The following is a 15721-nucleotide window of genomic DNA, read 5'->3' as shown; positions in this document are numbered from 1 at the left end:
TTTGTTTTTGATGTCTCTTATTTCAGAAGGAAATTCTTCAGGTCTTCGTAATCCGAAATTTGAACAGCTTTCTTTTCCCGGTGTTTCAATGCTTCAATATCAGGCGGGAGCGGGATCTTTTTTCCAATCACATCTTCAATAGTTTCCAGGAACTTTACCGGGTGGGCCGTTTCAAGGAAAATTCCGTAGTAATCTTTATGTTTCCGAAGGAATTCTTTGAGCCCCAAATATCCTACAGCACCATGTGGATCCATTAAATATCCTGTGTCTTCATAGACCTTCTTGATAATTCCCCGGGTTTGATCATCAGTATAACTGAAGGAAGACAGATGCGACTTCAGGTCCTCAAAATTATTGCTGAAAAGTTCCAGGATACGAATAAAATTGCTGGGGTCGCCAACATCCATGGCGTTAGAAATGGTCTGTACGCTGGCGGTGGGTTCATATTTCTGAGTTTGTAAAAATCGGGTGACCACGTTGTTCTCATTGTTGGCAGCTACAAAATGATCAATGGGTAGACCCATTTCTTTTGCGAGGAGTCCGGCGCAAATATTTCCGAAGTTACCACTGGGTACCGAAAAAGCCAGTTTTTGATCCCTGTTTTTCACTTGTTCATAGGCCAGGAAATAATAGAACATTTGAGGCAGCCAACGCGCCACGTTTATTGAATTGGCTGAAGTGAGTTTTCTATGCTGCTGAATTTCGGAATCCAAAAATGCCATTTTTACCATGCTTTGGCAGGCATCAAAAGAACCATCTACTTCGAGGGCGGTTATATTTTCTCCCAAAGTGGTGAGCTGTTTTTCCTGGATCTCACTCACTTTACCTTTAGGATAGAGAATGACCACCTCAATACCTTCTACTTTTAGGAAGCCCCTGGCCACGGCGCCCCCGGTATCCCCCGAGGTTGCCACAAGTACCGTAACTCCCGGAATGTTGCCTTTTTTTATGAAATAGCCCAGGGTGCCCGCCATAAATTTGGCACCCACATCTTTGAAGGCCAGGGTAGGGCCGTGGAACAATTCCAGTACGCCCACCTGCTCTTCAACAGGTTTTACTGGAAAGTCAAAATCAAGCGTATTTTCTATGATGCCTGCTAATTCGGCGGGAGGTATCTCTCCTTCCACAAACTGGCCGATTGCTTGCGTGGCAATTTCGGTTGGGGTAAGGGAAGAGATTTGTTGAAAGAATTGTTTCGGAAGTTTTTTTATTTCCTCCGGAAAATACAGCCCTTTATTGGGTCCCAAACCATTGAGCACCGCCGTTTCAAAACTTACTTTGTGGTTTTTGTCGTTTAAGCTGAAGTACTTCATGATATGATTTTTACGCCTTCATTCCCTATTTTAGAGAGGTGAAGATCAAAGTCTATTTCCTTTTCCTGGTAGTATTTCTGGATAGCTGCTCCCGTTTGTTTGGCTGAAGCCTCGCCTTTGCACATCGCAAAGACCGAGGGCCCCGAGCCTGAAATGCCAAATCCCAAAGCGCCGCTCTCCCGGGCTATAATCTTAAGCTCGTCAAAAAAGGGAATTAAAATAGAACGTACAGGTTCTACGATTTCATCTTTAAGGCTTCTGCCCAAAAGATCGTAGTCATTGGAGTACAGAGCGCTCACAAAAGCGCCTAAATTTCCCCACTGTTTTACAGCTTTTTGAAGGCTGATGCTCTGCCTGATGATAGAACGGGAATCCATGGTCTTTACTTCAATTAACGGGTGCAGGATCACCATGCGCAGATCTTGCGGAGTGGGCAGGTGAATTACTTCAAGCGGCTCGTAACTTCTTATGAGGTTAAAGCCGCCCAAAAGTGCCGGTGCCACATTATCGGCATGTGCATTTCCGCTGGCAAGGCGTTCCCCTTCCATAGCAAAGGGAATAAGTTCTTCGGGTGAAAAGGGCTCGTTTAGAAGTTTATTGACGGCAAAAACTGCTCCTGCCGAGCTTGCTGCACTGCTTCCAATCCCGCTACCTGCTTTGATCTTCTTATAGATCTCAATATCAAAACCCTGTTGCGAATTCAATTCCTTCAGGAGCGCACGAACGGCCACACCGGCTACATTTTTATCTGCTTCCATAGGAAGTTCCTGCCCGCTGATCTTAGTAATTCTTATCTCGCCTGTAGTATTCTTCCGAAGCAACATTTCATCACCTATAGATTCCAGGCAGCAGCCCAGCACGTCAAATCCGCACGAGAGATTTGCCACAGTGGCCGGGGCAAATATTTTAATTTCTTCCATCGCCTATTTTTTTCCGATTCTTATGATGTCGGCGAAGATCCCGGAGGCAGTGACATCTGCACCGGCACCTGCTCCCTTCACGATCAATGGCTGCTGGCTGTAGCGATCTGTAAAGAAAAGTACAATGTTGTCACTCCCGCTCAAATTATAGAATGGATGCTCGGGGCCAACTTGTTGCAGCCCTACACTGGCCTTGCCATTTTCAAGCTGGGCCACATATTTTAGCTGGGCATTGTTCTGGGCGGCATTGTCATAGATCTCTTTAAACTTAGGTTCGTCTTTCTTTAAAATCTCAAAGAATTCTTCATTAGAACCGGCTTCGAGACTCTCTTTAGAAAGAAAACTCTTATTCTCTATATCTTCAAGTTCCATCTGGAGTCCGCTTTCGCGGGAAAGGATGAGTATTTTTCGGGCCACGTCTACCCCGCTAAGGTCAATAGTAGGATCGGGTTCGGTATAGCCTTCTTTCATCGCTTTTTCTACCACCTTGTAAAAAGGTTCTGTGGCGTCATAATTATTAAAGACAAAATTGAGGCTGCCCGAAAGCACCGCCTGAATTTTAGTGATTCTATCTCCCGAAGCCACGAGGTTCTTAAGCGTATCTATAATGGGTAAGCCTGCACCTACGTTGGTTTCGTATAAAAAAGAAGCGCCGTATTCCCGTGATAGATCCTGCAGTCTTGAGTAGCTCTTAAATTCCTGGGAACAGGCAATTTTATTACAGGTCACCACCGAAATTGAGTGGGAGAGGTAATGGTCATATAGCGAGGAAATCTCAGGACTGGCTGTGTTATCCACAAAAATGCTGTTGCGAAGGTTCAGGGATTTTACCTGCTCAAAAAAGGCATTTTTGTCACCCTTTTCTCCGTTATCAAGAAGTTGTTTCCAGTTTTCGAGATTCAGACCGTTCTCGTCAAAAACCATCTTTTTGGAGTTGGAGAGGCCGAGGATCCTTACTTTAAGTCGAAGTTTGTCCAGGAGGTAAGCTTCCTGGTTCTTTAACTGGTTGAGCAGTTTACTACCCACATTGCCCACCCCTGTGATAAAGAGGTTGAGTTCTTTTGAAGGCACTTCAAAGAATTGTTCGTGAAGCACATTGAGGGCTTTGGTAACATCTTTTTTAGCGATTACTGCTGAAATATTACGTTCTGAAGAGCCCTGCGCGATGGCCCTGATGTTGATATTGTTATTGCCCAGCGCACTGAACATTTTTCCGCTTAGCCCGTGATGGCTCTTCATGCGGTCGCCCACCAGCGCAACAATGGCGATATCATCTTCAATCTCCACACTTTTAATTTTTCCCGACTGTATCTCTACCTCAAAAGCTTCATTGAGCGCATCTTTTGCAGCCTGGGCTTCATCCTCTTTTAGGGCAAGGCAAATGCTGTGTTCCGAAGAAGCCTGGGTGATTAAGACCACACTTATGTTCACGTGGAATAATGCCTCGAAGCAGCGTTTTGAAAACCCGGCTACTCCCACCATTCCGCTGCCTTCAATATTGATCAATTTTACAGCGTCAATATGAGTGATGCCGGTAACCCATCTAAAGTTTTCTTTACATCCTTTAGAAATTACGGTGCCTGCTGCTTCAGGCTTAAAAGTATTTTTGATATTGATCTTGATCTCATTCTTTAGAAGTGGCTGAAGGGTGGGAGGATATAAGACTTTTGCACCAAAATGTGAAAGCTCCATGGCTTCTTCATAAGAGATGTTCTTTAAAGCATAAGCCTGCGGCACTATACTGGGGTTGGCGGTATACATTCCGTCTACATCGGTGTAAACCTTCAGGGTTTGCAAATTGAGCGCACCGGCAAAGATCGCTGCAGTAAAATCTGACCCGCCCCGGCCAAGGGTGCTGGGAACGCCTTGCTCATTGCGGGCTACAAAGCCGGGCACGACAAAGAGTTTTGCCTTATTTTGGTTAAAGAGATCCTGGATGTTTTTATAAGTCTTTTCGTAGTTCACCTGAATTTTCTCCTGGGTATTTCTGCAAACAATAAGCTCCCGGCTGTCAACAAACAGCACGTCTTCTTGCAGGCTTTGGAAGTATTCAGCAATAATGAGCGAGGATAGAATTTCTCCAAAACCCGAAATTACGTGTCGGGTACGATCAGATAGCTCATTTAGCAGGTAAACCCCTTCATACAGTGTTTCCAGGCGGTTAAATTCATTTTTTACACGGGCAAGGATCCGGCTTTGATCTTTTACCTGGATTAATTCTTTGACGACATTAAGATGTCTTTTTTCATTTTTTTCGAGCAGGTCTTTATAGGAAGCGTCTTCATTTGCGGCGAGTTCGGCCATTTGCAGCAGTTCATTGGTGACGCCGCCAAAAGCTGAAAACACAGCGATGGTATTATCGGTATTAACATGATCTTGAACAATCTTGGAAACGAGTTTAATATTTTTCGAAGAGGCAACAGACGAGCCCCCGAATTTCAGGATATTCATAAGGTTGGATTTTTAAGACTATAAATGATTTAGTGTCTTGTTTAAAAACAAGAAGGTATGCGGACGGAAATATATTAGATCACTACCCCCAAGGGGTAATCATAATCATTGTAGTAATAGTCATCGTGGCAACAGTCCCTGTCGCGGAAAGAAATAGATTATATGTGGACTGTTTATTGCTCATGTATGGCTTACAGTTGGTGAATATATTCAATATTTTCAATTAAAGAAATTTATAAAAGTATTTTTTCGTAAAAAACTGTAGTTTGTTTAATATTTCAGTCTTTTTTGTATAAAGTGAACAGCTTTTCCGAAGAACTTTTAAAGATGCTCATGCCAGGATTGCAAAGTGTAGGGGTGCTTAGCCGAAGACTATTAAAGAAATATTAATTAGGGTTTTTATGAGGGTATTTAGCATAGCATTAACGGGGATTGCAATCTTATCTGGGTACTTTGAAAAAAACTTAAAAAAAGAGCTATTATGAAATTAAAGAAATTTTATCTTTTAATGTTGCCAATGATTCTAAGTCTCGGATTAGTGGCGTGTAGTGATGATGATGATGGTGGGGTAGACCCCGATCTTCCACCAACCGGAGCTATTGTTGTAGATGAGCAGGTAACTGTGCAGGATGGTACCTTAACTATCAATTCAGTAAATATTAGTGAAGACGGATGGGTGGTAATTCACCGTGATAATAACGGAGCACCTGTAGTGCCTGGAATTATCTCTGTTCCCAAACAAATTGATGATGGGCCTACCACTAATGTGACTATTGAATTAAAAGATGGTGAGCAGGTACAAAATGGAGAAACCCTATGGGTAATGCTTCACGTAGATAACGGGGAGAGCGGCGTGTACGAATTTGATACCGTTAACGGTGTTGATGCGCCTGTTACCGATTTACAGGGAGATATTGTAACCGTACCCTTTACTGTAGTTGTAGAAGGTGATGATGTTTTGCTTACTGCTGCCGACCAGGATCTAGTGAATGGGGTGGTTTATGTTGAATCTATTACCCTTGAAGAGGATGGGTATGTGGTGATCCACGAATCTAATGACGCCGGAGACGGCCCTCAGGTTCCTGAAATCATTTCGCAACCTGTTTATCTTGAAGCCGGTGCCTATGCTAATGTAGGAGTGCCATTAAAAGAAGACGGCACTGTTGAAGCCGGAGATGTTTTATGGGTAATGCTCCATGAAGATACCGGGGAAGAGGGTGTTTATGAATTTGATGGAGAGAATGGACTTGACAGTCCTCTTACAAAAGATGGAGATATTGTGGTTACCCCAATTACAATTAATGATGTGACTGAAGCACCAATGAGCGGTATGCTTACAGTAAATGACCAGCCTATTGTTGACAACACTATTACTGTTGAAAGCATCAATGTTGATATGGATGGATGGGTTGTAGTTCATGCTACTAATGAAGCCGGAGACGGACCTCAGGTTCCCGAAATTATTTCTGAACCTGTGTACCTTGAAGCCGGAGACAACACCGATGTTGTAGTGACTTTTGAAGAAGATGCCAATGTTGCTGCAGGAGATACCGTTTGGGTAATGCTGCATGACGACACAGGAGTTGAAGAAGTCTATGAGTTTGACAACATGAACGGGCTTGATTTGCCTCTGTTTGATGATGACGGAATCATTGTTACTCCAATCACTCTTGAATAGTAAAATAATTGCTAATATTGAAAGGCTGCCGGTTTTGGCAGCCTTTTTTTATTCCTGAATTTTAACTTAACCTGAAGCAGTTCAGCTACTCCTAAATATTTAAACTAAAAATCAATAATTCGTTCATTTGTACTCCAAAAATGGCACTTTTGAAGAGGATTTTCCGCAAGGTACAAAACACGGCTTAGTGAGCAAATTTCTTCCAGACGCCGGTGGCCGATTTTATGATCAACAACATTAAGATCCCAACGGCCAGGCCTGTGAGCAACTCTACCAGAATTCCCGGTAAGCCGGGAAGAAGGTCGTGCATAAAATGAATGTTATGAACAAAAATTCCGCCTGAAACCAGGAGTAAAGCTATAGTTCCAATTATCGAAAGGCTTTTAATGACCTTGGGCAGTGCCCTAACCAAAAAACCTCCTATTTTGTCTGAGATACTGTCTTTTCGATCATTAAGGTCTATGAGTTTTGCCCCAAATTCATCCATTCTTACAATGAGGGCCACAATACCGTACACGCCAACGGTAGCTATAAAAGCAATGACGGTAACCACAAGAATTTGCGTGACCAGAGTTTCGTTGGTAACACTGCCCAACGCAATAATGACGATCTCTACTGAAAGTATAAAATCGGTTAAAATGGCCGATTTGATTTTTTCTTTTTCGATCCTTAAAATCTCTTCTTCGGAAAGTTTTTCGAGTTTAGGTGTATCAGTTTCATGAGCATGAGGAAAGAAATATTCATAAATTTTCTCTGCACCTTCGTATGCCAGATATAGTCCGCCAATGATCAGAATTACGGTCACTGCAGCTGGCAGAAAGGCGCTTAGCAAGAAGGCGAGTGGCAGGATAATCAACTTGTTTAAAAAGGAGCCTTTTGTGATTGCCCATAACACCGGCAATTCACGGGAAGACATGAAGCCGGAGGCCTTTTCGGCATTCACCGCAAGGTCGTCACCAAGGATTCCTGCAGTTTTCTTTCCGGCGACTTTAGACATCATGGCAACGTCGTCCATTAAAGTGGCAATATCATCTAAAAGAGCAAAAAATCCTGAAGCCATAGTTGGTTATAATTTTTTGCAGGCAAGATAAGCGGTTTTTGGAAATTTCAGGAGCATTAGGAGAGGAGTTGGTTCATCTTCACATAACTTTATTATTAAAAAGCAAGGAACTCGCTTAAAGCAGCGGGAAAATCTCTGCTGAAAAATGCCATTTTTGAGAGGTAAGCTGAAGTGGTTTTACTCGCACATAAAATATCTTTTCCGAAGAAATTAAAAAAGTCTTTATTGAACAATTTTGAGGAAGAGTGCTATTCTTCAGCAAAATTATTTAAAAGCTTATTGCCTAAAGAATAGCCCGGGCCCTACGATGACGAAATTGTGAGAGTAGCTCAAGTTCGCTGTTGCTGCGACAAATCTGATACTTATTTACAATAGAATCCTGTGATGTGCTGCCTGCCGACAAAACTTCCGATCTCATTCCTACCGGGGGTTTTCCACAGGGCGTGGCCTCGTATTTTTCCCAGTCTGTAAATAACATGCTGACTCCGGACAGGCTGATAATGGTGAAAATTATAATTCTTTGTATAGCTTTCATAACTGTGATTAGGTTTGATGCTGGTTTGGTTGATGGTTGTAGATTAGAGGGGTTTTGGTTGCTTACTCACGGCGGTATTAATACGGCTGAAGGAGCTAAGCAGAATCTTATAATAAATTCCTATCAAAAGGAGATGTATGAATAAAGAGAGAATCTGATTCCAGAAATCGGTTAGATAAAAGCCCATTTTTGCAGCGAGAAGAGTAGCTGTAGCAATGAATGCGGCAAGAATAAAAAATGCAACAATAGTTTTAAGACTGGCAACAAGAGATAGCGAGATCACGCGCTTTAGATAATCTTTGCCGTCGCCATTCTGGTTAATTTCGAAAGTCTTTCCCATTCCCCAGGAGATCGCAGTGAGAGCAACGATTAGCTTTAGATATAGCGACCATACGGGAACATCTACAGAATTTGCTGGGAAGTTGTACAAAAGGGCCAAAAGCAGAAGATGGGCCAAAAAATATTTAAACGCAATGAAATCTGAAAGCTCACCGTGGGCCAGGAGCTTTTCAAGCCTTTTAATCTTAAACCAAATCATAATCTTTTCATTCTTAAGTCGGTGACTTACATAAAACTCTTGTAGGGAGATCATCGGCCTTTTTCATTCGGCAGATTCACATAGAGTCGTAAGTCTAACAGCTGTAGGGAGTGCTGTTTCTTCGGGTGACAGGACAGGGATCTTTAGAAATATCTTCAGAAGAAATTGTCCTGTTAAATTTCCGACAATATAGATAGAAAATTTGAAATTCTTTAGGGGTAGGTGAAAATTTATGAGCTGGTTAAAAGCAAGTTATGAGCTAATGAAATTCCGAAGCTATTCCAGGCCTCTCCTGATAATTGCCAGAAGAAAAGCTTAGAATGTAGACATAAGTAGGCCTTAGCCGAATTTTAACTGCTTGGGTGGTGTGCGATAAATTAGCTAATGATCATTAAAGTTCTGTAACTCCAATGATGTTTACAACCGAAAAAATACTATTAGGATCGGGAATTTCAATCATTTCATATTCACCTGTTGAAGGCCTGTACTTAAAAAGGTGTTTTTTATTATCAGCTCCTATCAGTTCAGCAAATTCTTTTGCCTCTTTATTGTAAAAAGTTTTATGAGCAAAGTTAAGGGTTGAAATGCGTGGAACTTTAGAGATTTCCTTCACTGTACCATCCTGCACGTTGAAAGTTACCGGCCTCACTTCTGCCATTAAATTGGAGTTTGGTACTGGTGAAAATCCGAAGAGTGTATGGCCATTCCCGCTGTATCCAAGGTTGGTGATCCCGGCTTCCCGGCCCGTGAACGGAAGAACTTCTACAGCGTCATTTTCAAGATCGATTTCCAGAAGATCGGGATCCCAATTGCTGTTTTTGAGGGTTACGGCATATATTTTTTGACCTATGAGGCTTGTGGAATACACGTTGGAATAGCCCATGGAATGTAGATCAACTTCAGAAGTTGTGGTCACCTTAAAAGTATCCGGTTCAATTCTAACCATTTTAACAGGCTTAACACTGGTGGGCAAATCCAGGTCTTCTCTGGTAATTCCTATAAGATTTTTGTTTTCTTCATCCCAGTCTAAAGACATCAATGCAGTATTCTCTCCAAATTCTTCCGGAAAATCAAGAATGGCAGATACAGTTTTACCCGATTGCTTATCGTAAATATAAAGAATGCCTTTTGGAGGGTCAAAACGGTGTTCATAGATAAAGATCTTTGATCCCGATGAGGTAACCGAATTAAAGATGGTATTAAATTCTATCCCGGGAATTCTATCTGTCTGGGTCACCTGGCCCGTGTTATTCCCAATGGTATACAGCGTGCCATCGTTCTGTAGCGCGATGTAATTAAAGGAGTCTACAGTCTCTTCGGGAGTTTTAGGTGGTTGTTCTTCTTCTGCGGAAGAATCCTCCTCTGAACAGGAAAATAGAAAAACGAGTAAGGCCGACATGAGTAATGACCTGAATATTTTTGAAGACATACATCAAAATTTATAGAGGTGAATGTAATTAATATACAGGTATGTAGGAGCAAAATTTTTTTAAATATTTTCCTGAATTGAGTGTCAAAAATGGCATTTTTCAGAAGTAATTTTTATAAGATCAATCTGCTGAATTTGAAGAGTTTTCAGGGTGCTAAAAGATGAAAAACATGCAGAATTAATTCAAGTAAAGTTCCTGCCCGGCCTTTTTGGTGATGCCAAATTTTCCTGTATTTCAAGAAATCATCTTAAAGGACAACTTTTAATCGAAATCAAATTCTTCAGAATGTATTCTTGCTTTAGGGATCTTGAGCGCTTTAAGTTCTTTGCAAACAGCCTTCCGCATGTTCCTGGGTCCGCAGAAAAAGATGTCACTGTTTTGGATTTCAGGATGATTTTCGGGATGAAAGTAGCCGTCGGTTTCCTGGGAGATCACTTCCACATGAAAATGTGGCATTTTCTTTTCTAAGGCTTGAAAAGTCGATATATGTGTCGCTGCGGCGGCATTTTGCACGCAATAATATAATTTTACGCTCAGGGGATCATCGGGATGGCTAAGCAGGTAGTTGGCCCAGCTAAGAAAAGGAGCAATTCCCACGCCGCCACCCAGCCAAACCTGCTGTTTGCTGGCAGTCTTAAAATTAAATCGACCGTAGGGGCCTTCAAGTAAAGCCGGAGTATTAGGTTTGATTAGGGCATATAGCCGGTGGGTGTAATCTCCCAAAGATTTTACCATGATCGATATTTTCCCGTCCCGGCTGTGATCGCAGATGGTAAAAGGATGGCTCTCTGCCGAAATATCTTCAGAAAGAAAGGAAAAGAAGTAAAACTGCCCGGGCCGGAAATGAGTATCTTTTTTCTTTTTTGGCTGAAGTTCAATTTCTACAATATAGTTGTTTAAATACCGGACTCCCGTGACTGAATACAGACTTTTCTTTTTTACAAGATCGAATAAAACCGACTTGTACAACCAGGCCGAAATGCCACCAACTGACAGCAGTCCCATATAAATTCCAAGAGCAGGATTTTCAGAAAAAAAGATCCCCTGAAAGAAGATATGCGCTACTCCTAAAATAAAGAAAAAACCCATGAACTTATGGGAGATCTTCCATTTATCATACGGGATCTTTACAACCAGGGTAAAGATTACAAGTAAGATCATTCCCCAAAGCGACCAGCTGCCAAGGTCAATTTCCATGCGGCGGTGAAGGGGGAACAGGTACCAGAGGGCTTTGGAAACATCGGTTGGAATCCACCTAAGCGCGAGGAAAATTGGATGCGCCAGGATCAAAAAGAAGGCAAATTTCCCTGTGGTGCGGTGCATTTTGTACACCTTGTCAAGGCCTCCAAACCAGTTTTCGAGGAATGTTAACCGGCAAGTTAATATTAAGCTGAGGGCAAGCAACGCAAAGCCGGTGAGGGAAAATAACTGACTTGCATATACAAGAAAAGGAGTGGCATTGTGCTTTACCGTAGTTTCGGGATAGGAGAGCATCCACAGCGGGATAACCAGCAGCGCAATTCCCCAAAAAATAATAGCACCTGGGTGTTTACCTGTCAGCCTGTTTGTTCCGGGGCTGGTGGTGAGGTTATAGGACAACATATCTTATAGCTTAGTGATTTTCATACTAATGCACAGCAGTACTGCTGCTGTTTCTAAGATGTCCTGAAAGGGTGGAAGGATTCTTGTAAAAACCAATGTGTATTACCACATTGATCAGCACTCTAAAATTACAATAAAAACCTAATTGAGGAGATGGAAACCGGAGGAAATTCTACCTTAAAAAAAGGTTCCAAAAATGGCATTTTTGGAGACTGCTTACACTTACTGTAGCAGTGTTTGTACACTATGTTTTAGTAAGATTAGTTATTTAATTGTTTGCTATGGTTCTTGATTATCAGGATTGAGAATATTTTTCGTCAAACTTCTTCCTGGCATACTCATTAAACTCCTGTATTTCATTTTCAGTCATTTTGGCTTTTAAAGAATCTAATTGAATACTCCATTTTGTTCCGTAGGGAGCCATTATAAGCGAATCTGGTTGGTTTTCCCAGTAATCTGCCTCTTCCAGTATTTTATCAATGGAGTATTTAGCTAACTCTAAATTAGAAGCTATCCCGGGAGCATCTTCTTTTGAGGATGAGTTATTATTAGAGTTACAACTAAAAAAGGCGAGAGCTATAGTGAAGACAAGAATTTTTTTCATGCATAAAATTTTTGATGATTAAGAATTATCTAAAGTTATACTTTTCTGGCATTTAATAATTTCAGCTCATGTTAAATTAATTATTGATTTTCAATTAGTTGGATCTTGGTTTTTGTTTCCTAATACTCTACTTCTACATTAATTGATTGTGCTCCTTCCACTTCTTCCCATTTTCCCAGGCTGCTTCCTCTCATATAAGCATTTCCTTTAGTGAGGATAGCTCCCATAAAAACTTTACGTGGTTTTTTAGCGTCTGGTATGATTTCCACTCCAACAAAAAAGTCCTCTTCAAGGTAAACGGAGTATTTCGTAAGGTCAATGTTCACCCACCCCTGCTCAATAAGTTTTCGTTGAATAATATTTTTGAAGATTATTCTATCTCCAGGTCGGTCGTCCAGGTTCTCATAAAAATTTATTCTTATATAGGCACTATCTGCTTCAAAGCCACGTCTCATATAAAAATTCACATCTTTAACTCTAACAGTTTTATTGTTTGGAATTTTAATTTGTTTTGCACTTTCGATAACGTCCATTTCAGTTGAGATGGTACTCACCCATAATAATGGGTTGTAACTTTTAACTCCTATTTTCTTATTTTTCTTCTTCCTGTTAGTCACTATAACCTCAGATAATTTGTTTTCATTGGGCTGAAGTTGAATCACGAGGTTTTTGGAGGTTTTAATGGGAATTCTTACCGTTTGATAATTCACGTGACTAATGGTAAGGCTATCGCTTGCAAAGGCTTTAGGAAATTTGATCTTAAACTTTCCATCCAGGTTTGAAACTGTACCTTTATTTTTATTGACCACACCCATATTCGCAAATTCAACAGGATTATTGGTTTCGGAGTCAATAAGTAGTCCGCTAATTTCAATTTCCTGCGAAAAGGCAGAAAGGCTTAGACATAGTGAAACAACTAAGGCGGAAATAGATTTTTTCATGTTTAAATTTATACCTAACAGGGTTTTAGTTCAAAAAACTGTCTAAAAAGTCATTTCCCGTCTACCTGTCTCCTAACTTCAGGCGCTTCAGGTTCTTTTCACTTTGATTATTAAATCAATAAGATTAAAAAAAAATCAGAATGATAATTTAACAGCTTTTAGACAGCTCTAATCGTGGATAATCAGACAGTCCTCTTAGTACATCCCGCTTTTTAGGCGCACCGTGAATACTTTAGGACCAGCCAGTTCATTCCCATCCTGCTTAAACTTCGGATTGTATTTCCCCGTGGGGAGATCCCCAAACGTATATGAATTACAGGCCTTGGCAACGTCAACATATTTAGTCGCAGCTGTATTCAGGGCAGATACTGCAAGATCTGCAACCAAACCTAATACACCGCCAGCCCCGGTACTGACTGATGTATCATAAACAACCTCTCCTTTTCTATTATATAAAACCTCGTTAGTACGGGTGGATTTTATAATGTATTCTACTTCTACCTTTACAGTGGAGCCAATGGCTGACTTGTCCCATTTATTGATGATCGTAAAAACAGCCAGGTCAGCACCAAAGATTTCTCCGAATGTTTTTAGCGGTGAATTCAGAAATAACTCGGCATCATAGGCACTTTCCTTCTTTAAGATCTCCATTGACAGAAATGGAGGAACTACATAATATCCTGCATTTGCCAGGGGAACATTTAAGGTAGTATGAAAATATTCCTTGGCTTCCACATTTGTGGTTCGGTTGATGGGCGGCATCAACAAAATTGTCAAAGGCTCCTGCTCATACATTTGTTGATAGGCAGTAGATTTAGCAACTTTCGGTGCACTGCAACTGGCTAGGCTTAAAACAAGCAGACTGAAGATAAACAGGGCTTTTTTCATAACTCGGTCATTTTTAATATTCTATCAATAAATATTTTAGATTCGGGGTAAAGCTGTATTTCTTTAGCCAACATATCTTTTCCTTCGGCTAATCTTCCGGTTTTCATCAGGATAAAGCCATAATCGGCGTGTATCCCGGGGGGGACAACACCTCTTGTCCCTTTTTGTTTTGAAATCACTTTCTCATAATTCTCAAGCAGGGCCACTAAGGAAGCTTCGTCACTGTTTTTGATATAATTATAGCTGGCGGCTTCATATTTTTCCCAAGAGTATAATTGTTTGGGGGCACTGCAGGACATGGCCAGTATGACTACGCTAAATAGTAAAATTATTTTTTTCATGGTAGTTTTATTTTTTTAGTCTCTTGAGTAGATACAAATATTTTTTTTTGATAGATTACCTCACCATTATAGAGAACAGAAAGGTTATGAGATCCTGTGGAAATGGCATATACTTTTCCTTTTGGTCTGTCACTATGGTCTTTTTGGACTTCTGCTGAAAAGGAGGTATTGTCATCGATACTTACCTCTACGCCAGATTCATAATTCTTCGGATTCCCCAGGAAAATAAGAAAGGCTTCATTTTCTAAACCTGAAGTGGTGGTTTTTACGCCGGTACATCCTAATGTTGTAAACACAGTAAATAAAAGGATCATTTTTTTCATATTTTCGTTTCTTTAATATAATACCTGTCCAGAGTACTGGTGTCAATCGCTCCTTCCACAAAAGAAACCATGGAGAATTGAGACTGTGGACTTTCACCACCCATGTACATTACTTTTACTTTTCCTACTGTTTTACCTGGTAATTCGACCATCATTCCTGTCTGCGGATTTTTAACTGATTTGCCTTTTTCAACGACTTCAAAAATGTCATTCACTTTAATCCCCTGACTGGCACCACCAGATATTAATATTCCATCCTCGTCATAAGAAAGGAAATAAGATTTCCAGGGCCTGTCCATACAGTTATTAATGATATTTTCTACTAGTTTAGAAATTGCCACCGAAATTGCTTTATCACTAAGAGTTGCGTCATAATCTGTGCGCTCCCCAAGACCCATCACGGTTTTGTTCGTGGTTTCGGCCTCACCTTTGGCTTCTTCAGAATAAATGATCTGGCCGGTGGAAACATCAACCAGACGTAAACTGACGCCCGCTTGTACGGTTTGGGTCTTACTTCGTGAAAAAGCATTTACATCGCCAATATTTTTACGCCCGAATTCAGTGACCGAACCTATAATTAAATAATCGGCCCCTACTTTCTGCCCCTGATTATCTGAAAGTTTATATTCTTCCATGATTTTATCCATCTCCTGCCGTTCCAGAAGAATAAACTTGTTCGAGGAAGCCAATTTGGTGGTTAAAATGTCCAGCGCCTGATTGGTAATTGGATCATTTTCTTTGTCATAAAAGATTCCTTTGGCATACTGAGTTTCATTCGAAAAACGAGCAATAGCAACTTTTCGTTTTAGTCCCTGCGCCTCGGGTTGCTTTACTTCCATGACTTGTGGTTCCACTTGAACCACTTTTTGCTGCACAGTACAGCCTATGAGGGTGCATCCAAGTGCAAGGCTCATTAGAGTTTTTTTCATTGTACAATAAGTTTTAAAAAGAATATTTTACCGGAATTCCGGATAATCTCCTCGGGAAATTTTCTGGTAGGGCAGAAGGTCCAGATGACTACACAATATTAAGAAAATATTGTTAAAGTTTCTTAAAAAAGTTGATATTGTAGATAAAAGTATATTCCGCTAATGCAC

The 15721-nt window shown here is 40.9% G+C and carries 15 protein-coding genes; 1 reads left to right on the top strand and 14 read right to left on the bottom strand.

Annotated features, from left to right (window positions below):
* Nucleotides 1–17: 17 nt before the first annotated feature.
* From thrC to thrA, 3 genes are read right to left on the bottom strand one after another with little or no spacing between them, the layout of a single operon-like run.
* Nucleotides 18–1313, bottom strand: a complete 1296-nt coding sequence (gene thrC / locus OQ279_RS08155) for a threonine synthase (protein WP_266069385.1) — start codon at nucleotides 1311–1313, stop codon at nucleotides 18–20.
* On the bottom strand, nucleotides 1310–2233 hold the full coding sequence (locus tag OQ279_RS08150; protein ID WP_266069384.1) for a homoserine kinase: 924 nt from the start codon (nucleotides 2231–2233) through the stop codon (nucleotides 1310–1312). Before OQ279_RS08150 ends, thrC begins: the two co-directional genes overlap by 4 nt.
* Nucleotides 2234–2236: 3 nt before the next feature.
* Entirely contained in the window at nucleotides 2237–4684 is a 2448-nt protein-coding gene (gene thrA / locus OQ279_RS08145) for a bifunctional aspartate kinase/homoserine dehydrogenase I (protein ID WP_266069383.1), read from the bottom strand.
* Nucleotides 4685–5165: 481 nt separating this feature from the next.
* Between thrA and OQ279_RS08140 the strand changes: the two genes are divergently transcribed.
* Complete coding sequence (locus tag OQ279_RS08140; RefSeq protein ID WP_266069381.1) at nucleotides 5166–6362, top strand: DUF7282 domain-containing protein; 1197 nt, start codon at nucleotides 5166–5168, stop codon at nucleotides 6360–6362.
* Nucleotides 6363–6546: 184 nt separating this feature from the next.
* On the opposite strand, the gene OQ279_RS08135 is transcribed toward OQ279_RS08140, so the two are convergent.
* The 11 genes from OQ279_RS08135 to OQ279_RS08085 form a co-directional block, all read right to left on the bottom strand.
* Nucleotides 6547–7422: a DUF808 domain-containing protein gene (locus OQ279_RS08135; RefSeq protein ID WP_266069380.1), complete on the bottom strand. Its 876-nt coding sequence runs from the start codon at nucleotides 7420–7422 to the stop codon at nucleotides 6547–6549.
* Between the two features lie 283 nt (nucleotides 7423–7705).
* On the bottom strand, nucleotides 7706–7957 hold the full coding sequence (locus OQ279_RS08130; protein ID WP_266069379.1) for a hypothetical protein: 252 nt from the start codon (nucleotides 7955–7957) through the stop codon (nucleotides 7706–7708).
* 43 nt (nucleotides 7958–8000) lie between these two features.
* Entirely contained in the window at nucleotides 8001–8495 is a 495-nt protein-coding gene (locus OQ279_RS08125) for a hypothetical protein (RefSeq protein WP_266069378.1), read from the bottom strand.
* A gap of 391 nt (nucleotides 8496–8886) precedes the next feature.
* The gene (locus OQ279_RS08120; RefSeq protein ID WP_266069377.1) at nucleotides 8887–9924 is read right to left on the bottom strand and encodes a hypothetical protein; all 1038 of its coding nucleotides are present in this window, start codon (nucleotides 9922–9924) and stop codon (nucleotides 8887–8889) included.
* A gap of 262 nt (nucleotides 9925–10186) precedes the next feature.
* Nucleotides 10187–11527, bottom strand: coding sequence for a ferredoxin reductase family protein (locus OQ279_RS08115; RefSeq protein WP_266069376.1), 1341 nt, complete (start codon nucleotides 11525–11527; stop codon nucleotides 10187–10189).
* Nucleotides 11528–11822: 295 nt separating this feature from the next.
* Nucleotides 11823–12131, bottom strand: coding sequence for a hypothetical protein (locus OQ279_RS08110; protein WP_266069375.1), 309 nt, complete (start codon nucleotides 12129–12131; stop codon nucleotides 11823–11825).
* 119 nt (nucleotides 12132–12250) lie between these two features.
* Entirely contained in the window at nucleotides 12251–13072 is an 822-nt protein-coding gene (locus OQ279_RS08105; RefSeq protein WP_266069374.1) for a carboxypeptidase-like regulatory domain-containing protein, read from the bottom strand.
* Between the two features lie 195 nt (nucleotides 13073–13267).
* Nucleotides 13268–13960, bottom strand: coding sequence for a GNA1162 family protein (locus tag OQ279_RS08100; protein WP_266069373.1), 693 nt, complete (start codon nucleotides 13958–13960; stop codon nucleotides 13268–13270).
* Nucleotides 13957–14301, bottom strand: coding sequence for a DUF4810 domain-containing protein (locus tag OQ279_RS08095; RefSeq protein ID WP_266069372.1), 345 nt, complete (start codon nucleotides 14299–14301; stop codon nucleotides 13957–13959). The genes OQ279_RS08100 and OQ279_RS08095 overlap by 4 nt, the downstream gene beginning before the upstream one ends.
* A complete protein-coding gene (locus tag OQ279_RS08090; protein WP_266069371.1) occupies nucleotides 14298–14624 on the bottom strand; it encodes a hypothetical protein in 327 nt (108 codons plus the stop codon). The genes OQ279_RS08095 and OQ279_RS08090 overlap by 4 nt, the downstream gene beginning before the upstream one ends.
* On the bottom strand, nucleotides 14621–15553 hold the full coding sequence (locus OQ279_RS08085) for a CsgG/HfaB family protein (RefSeq protein WP_266069368.1): 933 nt from the start codon (nucleotides 15551–15553) through the stop codon (nucleotides 14621–14623). The genes OQ279_RS08090 and OQ279_RS08085 overlap by 4 nt, the downstream gene beginning before the upstream one ends.
* Nucleotides 15554–15721 lie beyond the last annotated feature (168 nt).

Source organism: Salinimicrobium profundisediminis, assembly GCF_026241755.1.
Taxonomy (GTDB): Bacteria; Bacteroidota; Bacteroidia; order Flavobacteriales; family Flavobacteriaceae; genus Salinimicrobium; species Salinimicrobium profundisediminis.
This window is presented reverse-complemented; position numbering and strand designations above follow the sequence as displayed.

Coding starts and splice junctions, on each gene's coding strand:
- thrC (WP_266069385.1), bottom strand. CDS start 1,313: ATGAAGTACTTCAGCTTAAACGACAAAAACCACAAAGTAAGTTTTGAA.
- OQ279_RS08150 (WP_266069384.1), bottom strand. CDS start 2,233: ATGGAAGAAATTAAAATATTTGCCCCGGCCACTGTGGCAAATCTCTCG.
- thrA (WP_266069383.1), bottom strand. CDS start 4,684: ATGAATATCCTGAAATTCGGGGGCTCGTCTGTTGCCTCTTCGAAAAAT.
- OQ279_RS08140 (WP_266069381.1), top strand. CDS start 5,166: ATGAAATTAAAGAAATTTTATCTTTTAATGTTGCCAATGATTCTAAGT.
- OQ279_RS08135 (WP_266069380.1), bottom strand. CDS start 7,422: ATGGCTTCAGGATTTTTTGCTCTTTTAGATGATATTGCCACTTTAATG.
- OQ279_RS08130 (WP_266069379.1), bottom strand. CDS start 7,957: ATGAAAGCTATACAAAGAATTATAATTTTCACCATTATCAGCCTGTCC.
- OQ279_RS08125 (WP_266069378.1), bottom strand. CDS start 8,495: ATGATTTGGTTTAAGATTAAAAGGCTTGAAAAGCTCCTGGCCCACGGT.
- OQ279_RS08120 (WP_266069377.1), bottom strand. CDS start 9,924: ATGTCTTCAAAAATATTCAGGTCATTACTCATGTCGGCCTTACTCGTT.
- OQ279_RS08115 (WP_266069376.1), bottom strand. CDS start 11,527: ATGTTGTCCTATAACCTCACCACCAGCCCCGGAACAAACAGGCTGACA.
- OQ279_RS08110 (WP_266069375.1), bottom strand. CDS start 12,131: ATGAAAAAAATTCTTGTCTTCACTATAGCTCTCGCCTTTTTTAGTTGT.
- OQ279_RS08105 (WP_266069374.1), bottom strand. CDS start 13,072: ATGAAAAAATCTATTTCCGCCTTAGTTGTTTCACTATGTCTAAGCCTT.
- OQ279_RS08100 (WP_266069373.1), bottom strand. CDS start 13,960: ATGAAAAAAGCCCTGTTTATCTTCAGTCTGCTTGTTTTAAGCCTAGCC.
- OQ279_RS08095 (WP_266069372.1), bottom strand. CDS start 14,301: ATGAAAAAAATAATTTTACTATTTAGCGTAGTCATACTGGCCATGTCC.
- OQ279_RS08090 (WP_266069371.1), bottom strand. CDS start 14,624: ATGAAAAAAATGATCCTTTTATTTACTGTGTTTACAACATTAGGATGT.
- OQ279_RS08085 (WP_266069368.1), bottom strand. CDS start 15,553: ATGAAAAAAACTCTAATGAGCCTTGCACTTGGATGCACCCTCATAGGC.